The following is a 10952-nucleotide window of genomic DNA, read 5'->3' as shown; positions in this document are numbered from 1 at the left end:
ATGATGAAGCTAGATTTATCCGCAGTCGCGGTGCGCTCCCTCCCCCGCTTGCGGGGGAGGGTAGGGAGAGGGTGTTTCCGCAATGGAACTATCCCCGAGAGGAGAAAGCCCTCACCCGGCGCTTCGCACCGACCTCTCCCGCACGCGGGAGAGGTGACCATATTACCTCTTGTTCTTGACCGGAACGTCCATGTCCTCGATCTTCAGCTCGCGCACGGGCTCGAGCACCGCCCAGGCGACGTTCGGATCGACCTTGACCTTGAAGTGATACATGCTCTGCAGCGCCTGATGGTCTTCCTTGCGGAACACCATCTTGCCCTTGGGCGTGTCGAACTCCAGGCCTTCCATCGCGGTGATCAGCTTCTCGGTGTCGGTCGACTTCGCCTTGGTGACGGCGGCGACGACGGACATCGCAGCGGCGAAACCGCCTGCGGTGAAGAAGTCCGGCGGTGCGTTGAAGCGCTTCTGGTGCTCGGCGACCAGCCAGTCGTTCACCGGGTTCTTCGGGATTTCATAGTAGTAGTAGGTCGCCCCTTCCATGCCGGGCAGGCTCTTATAGGCCGCGAGCGCCGGCAGGATGTTGCCGCCCGTTGAGAGCTCGATGCCGTAGCGCTTCGGGTCCATGTCCTGAAGCTTGGCCAGCGGATTGCCAGCGCCGGCCCATATCACCCAGATCACCTTGCGGCCGGGCTTGTCCTTCAGTGCGTCGAACAGGCGCTGGCCGACAGCGGTGAAGTCGGTGGTCGAGGTCGGTGCATATTCTTCGGCTGCGAGCGTCGCGCCGGTCTTGGCGAGCGCCTCCTTGAAGGCTGCGACGCCGTCGCGGCCGAAGGCATAGTCCTGCGCCAGCGTCGCGACGGTGACGCCCTGCTTGCCGATCGCCACCGCGTTGGAGATCGCGTCCTGCGAGGAGTTGCGCCCGGTGCGGAAGATGTAGCGATTCCACTTCTCGCCGGTAATCTGGTCCGCGACCGCGGGCTCGACGATCAAGATCTTCTTGTTCTCCTCGGCGACGGGGAGAATGGCGAGCGCGGCGGCCGACGAGGTCGTGCCGATCGCGATATCGACCTTGTCATCCTGATAGGCTTCGGCGAGCGCGGCCTTCGCAAGATCCGGCTTGCTCTGGTCGTCCTTGGTGATGATGACGATCTTGCGGCCGTCGAGCGTCATGCTGCCTTTGGTGGCGTATTCGAAACCCATCTTCAGGCCGGTCTCGGTCTGTTTGGCATAGGCCTCGAGCGGGCCGGTCTTGCCATAGATCAGCCCGATCTTGAGATCCTCGGCCCGTGCGGAGGAGCCCGCGGCGAGCGCGAGAATGGTTGTTGTTAAGATGAGTGATCGACGCACGATGGTCCTCCTGATCTAAAGTTTCTCGGCAACAGCGATTTGCACAAGCTTACGAACATTGCAATTGAACCTTGCGGTGGAGCGGGCGCTGGCTTTTTAGCATGCATCATCTTTGGGCCTGCCTCGCTGCGCCAGCCTCGACCTGGCGCCAGTCCGACTGCGCTTCTTCCGCGCTCTCGAAGATGTGCGGCGCGACGCCGCGTTTCTCCAGAGCTTCGCCGAGTTTGATGCGCAGGAAGCCCGACGTCGTGTAGCGCGACACGCCGGAATAGAAGCGATCGACGAGGCTGCGCACCATCGCCGAATAATCGTCCATTAGCTCCGGCAGGATGGAAAAATTGTCATAATTGACGATGGCGTAGACCCGGCGTCCGAGCGGCGCCAGGCGGGCCTCGACGATGGCGGCGATGGTGTCGATCTCGGCCTTGCTGCGCAGCGGATAGCGTTCCAGATTGACGAAGAACAGGTTCTGCTGCTCGTCCAGCGTGAAGCGCTGGTCGAGCGGGATGGTGAGCAGGCGCTCGCGCAGGTCCATCAGGCCTTCGCGGAAGATGCGCTCGTCCATCATAGCCGGGTCGCGCGGGATCAGCGGCTTGAAATCCATCAGCCGCAGAATGTCACGCTCGATGTCGATACCCGGCGCAACTTCGGTGAGCTCGAGCCCGTCCGCCCTGAGCTCGAACACGCAACGCTCGGTGACGTACAGCGCGCGCTGCTTGCGCGCGGCGGCAAACGGACCGCTGAAGGTGACGTGCTCGACGCGATCGACGAACTTGCGCGACTTGGCTTCGTCGAGGATGACGAGCTTGCCGTCATTCACTTTGATGCGCTGCTTGCCCGCGCCGAACGTTCCGACGAAGACGACCTCCTTGGCGTTCTGGCTGATGTTGATGAAGCCGCCGGCGCCCGCAAGCTTCGGCCCGAACTTGCTGACATTGAGGTTGCCGGCGCGATCGACCTGGGCAAGCCCGAGGAACGCGGCATCGAGACCGCCGCCGTCGTAGAAGTCGAACTGATAGGGCTGGTCGATCACCGCCTGCGTGTTGATCGCCGCGCCGAAATCGATGCCGCTCGCCGGGATGCCGCCGATCACGCCCGGCTCCGCCGTCAGCGTGATGAGATCGATGATCCGCTCTTCATTGGCGACGGAGGCGATCCCTTCGGGCATGCCGATGCCGAGATTGACGACGCTGTTGGCCTTCACCTCCAGCGCGGCGCGCCGGGCGATGATCTTGCGCTCGCTGATCGGCATCACCGGCAGCGAGGCCGCGCGGACGCGGATCTCGCTCGAAAAAGCCGGATTGTACTGCGTGCCGAAAGTCTGCCAGTGGTTCTCCGGCCTCGACACCACGACGCAGTCGACGAGGATGCCGGGAATCTTCACCTGGCGCGGATTGAGGCTGCCGGCCTCCGCCACGCGTTCGACCTGGGCGATGACGATGCCGCCGGAATTATGCGCCGCCATGGCAATGGCCAGCGCCTCCAGCGTCAGCGCCTCCTTCTCCATGGTGAGATTGCCGTCGGGATCGCCCGTGGTGGCGCGGATGATCCCGACCTGGATCGGAAACGTCTTGTAGAGCAAGCAGTCTTCGCCGCCGATCTTGATCAGCTCCACCATGTCCTCGGTGGTGCGTGCGTTCAGCTTGCCGCCGCCGTGCCGGGGATCCACGAAGGTGCCCATGCCGACGCGGGTGATGTGGCCGGGCCGGCGCGCGGCGATGTCGCGAAACAGATGCGTGATCACGCCCTGCGGCAGGTTGTAGGCCTCGATCTGGTTCGCGATCGCGAGCTGCTGCAGTCTGGGCGCAAGGCCCCAGTGCCCGCCGATCACGCGCCGGACCAGTCCTTCATGCGCGAAATGATTGAGGCCGCGCTGCCCGCCGTCGCCCTGTCCGGCTGCATAGACCAGCGTCAGATTGCGCGGCTTGCCCTGCGTGTAGGGCGCATCGCCCTCATGGGACAGATAGAGCTCCTCCAGCGCGATCGCGATCTCCTCGGCAAAGCCGATGCCGACGAAGCCGCCGGTCGCGACGGTGTCACCGTCGCGGATCAGCATGACGGCCTCGGCCGCCGAGACGACCTTGCCCTTCTCGGAATTGCGCAGATAGGGCAGAGCTGGGTGATGGCTCACGGCGTTCCTCCCGATCCCTCGACCGTATGCCGTTGTTCTTGTGCGTTGATCTTAGCGTGGGGAGCTGCCCTGGAACAGCTTGCTCCCGCGCGAGAAGACAGAGATAGCAAGGTCCGCGCCAGATGCCGCTGGTTCGCGGAAAGCGGCCGAAGTTGCGGCAATTCCCACATGCCGGCGTCAAAGAGTAGCCCGGCACCGTGTCCGGATTCCGAGACTCCGGACAGTTTCATGTCTCAAAACTCAGACGGGAGCCGACCCGGAGGCGAGGCCGAACTTGGCGAGCTTCTTGTAAAAGGTCGCGCGCGAGATCCGCAGCATCCTGGCGGCCTCGGTGATCTGTCCGTTGCTGGCAGCGAGCGCCTGCTCGAGCGTGTGCTTCTCGAACTCAGCCTCGGCTTCGGCATAGGGCACGACGGCCGCCGCGGAGCGTGCGGGCGCCGCCGGCCTGACCTCGGCACCGACAGGAAGGATGCGGGCGACATCCTCGCCGGTCGGTCGCCCGGAGTCGCTGAGGATCAGCGCGCGCTCTAGAATGTTACGGAGCTCGCGGACGTTGCCCGGCCAGTCGTAGCGGGCGAGCGCTGCAAGCGCGCTCGGTGTGATCTTCGCCTTGACGTAGTCGCCCGACGCGCTGATGTCGTCGAGCAGCCGGGCGCAGATGTCGGGGAGATCGCCGAGGCAGTGCCGCAGCGGCGGCAGATCGATCGAGAGCACGTTGAGACGGTAGTAGAGATCGGCGCGAAATGCGCCGTCGCTGACGCGCTTGCGCAGGTCGACATTGGTCGCGGCGATGACCCGGACGTCGACCTTGGTGATCTTGTCCGAGCCGAGCGGCTCGATCTCGCGCTCCTGGAGGACGCGCAGCAACTTGGCCTGCAATTGCAGCGGCATCTCGCCGATCTCGTCGAGGAACAGCGTCCCGCCGTCGGCGATGCGGAATTTGCCCTCGCGCCCCCTGCGGTCGGCGCCGGTATAGGCGCCCGGCGCGGTGCCGAAGAATTCCGACTCGATCAGCGTGTCAGGGATGGCGGCGACGTTGACGCTGACGAACGGCTTGTCTGCACGTGAGGAGGCGTTGTGAATGGCCTGAGCCAGCATCTCCTTTCCCGTTCCGGTCTCGCCGGTGAGCAGGACGGTGACGCTCTGTCGCGCCGCACGGCTCGCGAGCTCCTTGGCTCGCGCTATTCCCGGCGTTGAGCCGACGAAATCGGCGAAGGTGAAACGCGCGGCGCGGGCGCTCGACAATTGCCGCCGCGCCAGCCGCAGATCGCTCTCGAGCTGGGCGACGCGGGCGAGCAGCGGCTTCAGGCTTTCGAGGTGATCATAGAGCACGAAGCCGATCGCGCCGATCACCGTCCCGTTCTCGTCCTCGATCGGCATGCGCGTGACGACGAGCTGCTCGCCGCCGAGCTCCATGATGTCGAGCAGGATCGGCTCGCCGGTCTCGGCCACCTTCCGCATCAAGCTGTTCGGGATGACTTCCTCGATCGATCGTCCGATCGCCTCGCTGGTCTGCTTGAGACCGAGCGCAGCAAGGTATTTTTCGTTGACGTAGACGACGCGTCCGCTGCGATCGATCGCAATCGCGCCCTCGCAGAGCTTCTCCAGCCGCTCGAACAGCGTCTCCATCGCGCGTGCACGGAGATAGGCGGGATCGCTGATCGAGGAGGAGGGAGCGGACATGACATATCCCAGGCGGCGTCCGCCTGTGTATCAGCAAAATGCCAGCAATTTCAAAGGGGAAATGACGCTGAAGCCAGCTCCGCAATCGCGGTCGTCCCGGGTTCGCTTCGCGCCACGGAACGACAATGGTGCGTGTTGCGCCGCTCCGCGTCCTACCTTCGATACCCGCTCGCCCGGGAATAGCCTTGGCGATTGTGTTGCACCGGCCGGCTCGCCACGCTGATCCGCGCCTCGCTGGAGGCCGGCGTTGCGAGCTTCAGCTCCTCCAGGAAGATCGGCCGGGAGAAGTAATAGCCCTGCGCGTAGCGGATCTTCGTTGCCGCCTGGAGATAGGCGAGCTCCTCGTGGGATTCGAGGCCTTCGGCGATCACCGTCATGCCGAGCGCTTCGCTCAAGGATTCGATCGCGCGCAGGATGCCCTGGCTGCGCGGGCGCTTATGGATGTCGGTGATGAAGGAGCGGTCGATCTTGATCTCGTCGGCGGTGATGTCGGCGAGCGCGGAGAGCGAGGAATAGCCGGTGCCGAAATCGTCGATGGAGATGCCGACGCCGAGCTTGCGGAACATCGGCAGGATCTCGGTCTGGAAATGATTCTTGGCGACGAAGGCGTCTTCCGTCACCTCGATCATGAAACGCTGGGGAAAGCCGGTCTCGTCCAGCGCCTGCGCAAAGCTGCGCATGAACTCGGGATTGCCGGCCTGCTTGGCGGCGACGTTGATGCTGATGGTCGCTTCCGCGCCGAATGTGTCGTTGATCAGGTCGATCGATTTGACGATCTCGGCGAGCACGAGATGGGTCAGCTCGTCGATCAGCCCGAGCTCTCCGGCAAGATTGATGAACGAGCCGGGCGCCTGGATCACGCCTTCGTCGTCGCGCAGGCGCACCAAGGCCTCGATGCCTTTTACGGCCTGCGTGCGGATGTCGACCTTGGACTGGAAGGCGCAGCAGAAGCGTTTTTCCAGGATGGCGAGCCGCAGCGACTGCTCGACCTTCATACGCGCCTGCGCCTCGCGCTCCATGCTGGCGTCGAAGAAGGCCGCCAGCCCCTTGCCGTTGTTCTTGATGCGGTACATCGCGATGTCGGCGTTCTGCCGCAACGTCTCGAAGCTGCGTCCGTGGTCCGGATAGAGGCTGATGCCGACCGAGGTCGAGGCGAAGATCTCCGAATTGTCGATGAAGAACGGCGCGGTCAGCCGCTCCAGTGTCGATTGCATGAATTCGGCGACTTCCTCCTGGCTCTGGATCGGGGAGAGCAGCAGCAGAAATTCGTCGCCGGAGATGCGCGACAGCATGTCGGAATCGCGCAGGTCGCGCCCGAGCCGCTTCGACAGTTCGACCAGCAGCGCGTCTCCGACGGCGTGACCGTAATAGTCGTTGATGTGCTTGAAATTGTCGACGTCGAGAAAGGCCAGCGCGAATCGCTCCCCGCCGCGATCCCTCGCCAGCAGATTGTTGGCGCGATGCTCGATCACGCGCCGCGAGGGCAATCCCGTCAACTCGTCGAAATATGCCGAGCGGAACAGCTGGTCTTCGAAATTCTTCTGCTCGGTGATGTCGGAGGATGCCGAGATCAGGAGCTCGCGCCCGGCGAGGCGAACGGGACGATGGGTCGTGAGCAGCACCTGCCGCGCGGCGCCGGCGTGAAGCGCTTCCTCCGTCACGACCGCCTGGCCGGCGCTCAGTGCCTGCCGGCAGGCTTCGCGTCGCGGTGCGAGGTCGGCCAAGGGACGGCTGCCGTCGATGCCGAGCTGGGCGGCGGCGGCATCGTTGACCAGCAGAAGCTCACCCTGCGCGTCCTGCACGGTGAGGCCGGCCGGCAGCATTCTAACGATTTCCTTGAGAAAACCGAGTTCGGCTTCGGTCGCGCCGGAATAGCTATTGTCGTTCATAGAAGTCATGAATCTTGTTGTTTCAGCGCGCCTTTGCAATGGGCGCGATCTTCCGCGGTTCCCTCTTAAGTTTGGTTAAGGGGTCCGGAGAAATACGGGGGTGTTTTGGAGAAAACTTGCGGCGATGCGATGCGCGCCGACGATCGTCATTAACAGAGGGTCAACGCGCATAACGAAACTGCGTGACGTGCGCGCGCTTGGTTTTCGTTGGCGTCGTGGGTAGCATTTTGACGAGGTCGATCGGATGCAGCCTGGCCGTGACGCTGCGGAAACTCCGGTGGTCCGGTCGACCGGCCTTGCGTTAGCCGCTTCGCGGGATCCGGCATTGCATGATGCAATGGAGCCCGGTCTTCAGGTAGGAGATCTCTGTTCTGCCTTCGAAGGCGGAAAGCGCCGACTTCAGCAGCTTGGTGCCGAAGCCGGGCTCGGACACCTTGTCCACGCTCGGCCCCTCTGTTTCGTCCCAGGTGATGGTCAGGCGGTCCTCGCTGACGGTCCAGGACACCTGCAGCAGACCGCGCGGAGAGGAGAATGCGCCGTACTTGCCCGCATTGGTGGCGAGCTCGTGAAACATCAATGACAGCGTGACCGCGAGCTTCGGCGGCAGGAACAATCGATCGCCGTTGAGCGTGAAGCGGACATGGCCGTAAGGGCCGAGCTCGGAGATCAGGAGGTCGCGGATGTCGCAGCCGGCCTTGTCGATCCGCGAGATCAAATCGTCGGTTGCGGCCAGCGAGCGCAGCCGGGGATCGATCCGCGCCCAGACCTGCGGCTGGTCGTGCAGGACCTGATGCAGCACGGCATGCACCGTCGACAGCTTGTTCTTCAAGCGGTGCTGAAGCTCGTCGACCAGCAGCTTGCGATACTCTTCCTCCTCGATCAGGCGTTTGGAGATCCGGCGCTGCTCAGCCAGCATGGTGCGATAGTGCTCGACTCCCCAGATGGTCATCGCGCAGACGGCCCAGTAAAGCGCGAGCAGAGCGAACCGCGCACGATCGGCAAAGGCATCACCGAAATTCAGGACGACTCCGAGCACGCCGCCGACCAGCGCCGTCACCACGCCGATACGGAATCCGCCTAGCGCAGCGGCAAAGAAGACGGCCGGGAAGTACGGCGTAAAGTAGATGTCGGGGCGTACATGAGCGAGACCCCAGCGCACCAGGGTCGCGCCCAACAGGCAGATCACCGCAAAGGAGATGCTCAAACCGAGCGAGGGCGGTGCGGCGCCCTGCCAGCCTTTGCGAAACTCTTCGATCAGCTTCCCCATGCGCAGCCCGCTCGCGAGAGGCGTTCGAAAATCGGGCGGCCCGTGAGGATGTTACGCATGCCGCCTGCACAAGCATAGCTTGCCTTGGCGGACGCGGACAGGGATAGTGGTTGCTCTGGCGATGGCCGACATTCGTCACTCGACATCAATCGCTCAAAACAGGAACATCTCATGGGCAGGCTGGACGGCAAGGTTGCGGTGATCACGGGCGCGACCAGCGGGATCGGATTGCGCACTGCGGAAGTCTTCGTTGCCGAAGGTGCCAAAATTGTGATCGCTGGGCGGCGTCTACCGGAAGGCGAGGCGCTGGCGAAGCAGCTCGGAGCCAACTGCATCTTCCGTCAGACCGATGTCACGGTCGAAGCGCAGATGCAGGCGCTGATCGCGCTCGCAGTGGATAAATTCGGCAGGATCGATTGCCTGTTCAACAATGCCGGGGGGCCGGCGCAGACCGGCGGCATCGAAGGCCTCGAGGCCGAGCGGTTCGATGCGGCAATGGCGACGCTGGTGCGCAGCGTCATGCTCGGGATGAAGCACGCCGCGCCCTACATGAAGAAGCAGGAGGCGGGCAGCATCATCAACAATGGCAGCATCGCCGGCCGCCTCGCCGGCTTCTCGTCCTCAATGGTCTACAGCGCGGCGAAGGCAGCGGTGATCCATCTCACCAAATGCGTGGCCATGGAGCTTGGCGAGTCCAACGTGCGCGTCAACTCGATCTCGCCCGGCGCGATTGCGACAGGCATCTTCGGCAAGGCGCTGGGGCTCTCGATCGATGCAGCGGAGAAGACGCCGGCGGTGATGCGCGAGGTCTACAAGACCGCGCAGCCGATCCCGCGTGCCGGCCTTCCCGACGACATCGCCCATGCCGCGGTGTTCCTGGCCAGCGACGAGTCCAGCTTCGTCAACGGCCACGACCTCGTCGTCGACGGCGCCATGACCGGCGGCCGCAACTGGAGCCAGCAGCAGCAGGGTTACGTGGCGCTGCGCAAGGCGTTCGATCAGGGCGCGTAGTCGATATCTGCTGTCATTCCGGGGCGATGCGAAGCATCGAACCCGCAACCTCGAGATTCTCAGGTGCGCAATTGCGCACCATGGTTCGCAGTTCGTGCGCCGCAGAATGACGGAGTTGACTCAAGCAGGCTTCACGCTCACCCGCAGCCCATCCCGAGGCTTCGGGATCGGCCACATCTGCCAGTCCGGCTTGTAGCCGGGCGCGAGCGACACCTCTATGTTCTGCAGAAAGTGCCGCGCGAAGCACTTCGCCTGCATATAGGCGAAGTGCAGGCCGAGACACATGTGCGCGCCGCCGCCGAACGGGACGAAGGCGAAGCGGTGACGGTTGCGTTGCGCTTCCTCGGTGAATCGCAGCGGATCGAAGCGCTCCGGCTCCGGCCAGATGTCCTTCATGTGGTGTGTATAGAGCGGATTGATGCCGACGGCGGTACCGGCCGGCACCTTGAAGCCCTTGAAGGTGAAATCGCGCATCGCACGCCGCGGCATCGAGGGTACCGGCGGCTTGATCCGCAGCGCTTCCTTGAAGGCCATCTCCGTCAGCGGCATCTTTTCGAGATCGTCGAAGCTGCTCGGCGCATCCGGCGCAAGGCCGAGCGCGAGCACTTCCGCGCGCAACTTGTCCTGCCATTCAGGGTTGGCGGCGAGCTCGCCGATGAAGGAAGTCAGCGACGAAGTCAGCGTGTCGTGCGCCGCCATCATCAGGAAGCTCATGTGATCGATGATGTCCTGCTCCGAGAGCAGCGCGCCATCCTCATGGGTGGCGCGGCAGAGCTGCGAGAACAGATCGTCGCCGCCGTGATTGCCGCGGCGCAGCGGAATCTGCTCCCGGAAATAGGCGACGATGCGCTTGCGTCCCTTCACCCCTCGCGCCATCTGGGTGCCGGGCAAGGGGTGGCGGACCGGCGACACGGAGGCGGCGACCATATCGACAAAGGCGCGGTTGATCTCCTCGACCTCCGGCCCGATATCGGTGCCGAGGAACGAAGCCGCGGCGAGATCGAGCGTGAGCTGCTTCATCGCCGGATAGAGCTGCATCTCGCCGGGTCGTGCCTTCCACTTCGCGACGCGCGCGGAAATGCCGCGATCGAGATCGCCGAGATAGGATTTCATCGGCCCCGACTTGAACGCGACCGACAGCGCCTTGCGATGCAGCCGGTGCTCGTCGAAGTCGAGCAGCATCAATCCGCGCGGAAACAGCAGGCCGAGAACCTTGTTCCAACCGTGCGTCGAGGAGAACAGCTTCTGCTGGTCGAACAGCACGAGCTCGTTGGCCTCGGGCCCGAGCAGCACGACATTGGTCTCGCCGAAAAAGTGAGTGCGGTAGACCAGGCCGTATTTGGCGCCGTTCGCTTCGACATGGCCCTTGGGATCGGCGAGCACCTGAAAGGTCTTGCCGATGATCGGCCAGCCTTCGTCCCCGGGGATGTGGGTCAGCTCATTGCGTCGCGGCGGGGTGAACGGAAACGCAGGGGCGGCCACATTCTGCATCGACATGACGATTGCTCCGGTTGGCTGGCCTTGCCAGGATAGCACATCCGGGCAGGCTGGCGCGGCGGTCTCCCGTGCACGATAACGTCACCTCACCATCGTCGTCCCGGCTTTTGCCGGGATGACGACCGGG

General features: G+C 63.9%; 7 protein-coding genes. 1 reads left to right on the top strand and 6 read right to left on the bottom strand.

The window, feature by feature from the left end:
- Positions 1–162: 162 nt before the first annotated feature.
- The 5 genes from K408_RS0105035 to K408_RS0105015 form a co-directional block, all read right to left on the bottom strand.
- Complete coding sequence (locus K408_RS0105035) at positions 163–1347, bottom strand: substrate-binding domain-containing protein (protein ID WP_024336908.1); 1185 nt, start codon at positions 1345–1347, stop codon at positions 163–165.
- A 106-nt stretch (positions 1348–1453) separates the two neighbouring features.
- Positions 1454–3478: an acyl CoA:acetate/3-ketoacid CoA transferase gene (locus K408_RS0105030; protein ID WP_024336909.1), complete on the bottom strand. Its 2025-nt coding sequence runs from the start codon at positions 3476–3478 to the stop codon at positions 1454–1456.
- 240 nt (positions 3479–3718) lie between these two features.
- Positions 3719–5161: a sigma-54 interaction domain-containing protein gene (locus K408_RS0105025; RefSeq protein ID WP_024336910.1), complete on the bottom strand. Its 1443-nt coding sequence runs from the start codon at positions 5159–5161 to the stop codon at positions 3719–3721.
- A 152-nt stretch (positions 5162–5313) separates the two neighbouring features.
- The gene (locus tag K408_RS0105020) at positions 5314–7050 is read right to left on the bottom strand and encodes a putative bifunctional diguanylate cyclase/phosphodiesterase (protein WP_028145801.1); all 1737 of its coding nucleotides are present in this window, start codon (positions 7048–7050) and stop codon (positions 5314–5316) included.
- A 301-nt stretch (positions 7051–7351) separates the two neighbouring features.
- On the bottom strand, positions 7352–8317 hold the full coding sequence (locus K408_RS0105015; protein ID WP_024336912.1) for a sensor histidine kinase: 966 nt from the start codon (positions 8315–8317) through the stop codon (positions 7352–7354).
- A 171-nt stretch (positions 8318–8488) separates the two neighbouring features.
- Here K408_RS0105015 and K408_RS0105010 point away from each other — a divergent pair, with 171 nt between their 5' ends.
- On the top strand, positions 8489–9328 hold the full coding sequence (locus K408_RS0105010) for an SDR family NAD(P)-dependent oxidoreductase (RefSeq protein WP_024336913.1): 840 nt from the start codon (positions 8489–8491) through the stop codon (positions 9326–9328).
- A 120-nt stretch (positions 9329–9448) separates the two neighbouring features.
- Here the strand turns inward: K408_RS0105010 and K408_RS0105005 are convergent, their stop codons facing one another.
- On the bottom strand, positions 9449–10825 hold the full coding sequence (locus tag K408_RS0105005) for a cytochrome P450 (RefSeq protein WP_024336914.1): 1377 nt from the start codon (positions 10823–10825) through the stop codon (positions 9449–9451).
- Positions 10826–10952: the final 127 nt, after the last annotated feature.

This window comes from Bradyrhizobium sp. in8p8 (genome assembly GCF_000426845.1).
In the GTDB taxonomy this organism is placed as follows: domain Bacteria; phylum Pseudomonadota; class Alphaproteobacteria; order Rhizobiales; family Xanthobacteraceae; genus Bradyrhizobium; species Bradyrhizobium japonicum_C.
The sequence above is the reverse complement of the archived record's forward strand: the minus strand, read 5'-3'. Positions and strand labels throughout refer to the sequence as shown.

Coding starts and splice junctions, on each gene's coding strand:
- K408_RS0105025 (WP_024336910.1), bottom strand. CDS start 5,161: ATGTCCGCTCCCTCCTCCTCGATCAGCGATCCCGCCTATCTCCGTGCA.
- K408_RS0105020 (WP_028145801.1), bottom strand. CDS start 7,050: ATGAACGACAATAGCTATTCCGGCGCGACCGAAGCCGAACTCGGTTTT.
- K408_RS0105015 (WP_024336912.1), bottom strand. CDS start 8,317: ATGGGGAAGCTGATCGAAGAGTTTCGCAAAGGCTGGCAGGGCGCCGCA.
- K408_RS0105010 (WP_024336913.1), top strand. CDS start 8,489: ATGGGCAGGCTGGACGGCAAGGTTGCGGTGATCACGGGCGCGACCAGC.
- K408_RS0105005 (WP_024336914.1), bottom strand. CDS start 10,825: ATGTCGATGCAGAATGTGGCCGCCCCTGCGTTTCCGTTCACCCCGCCG.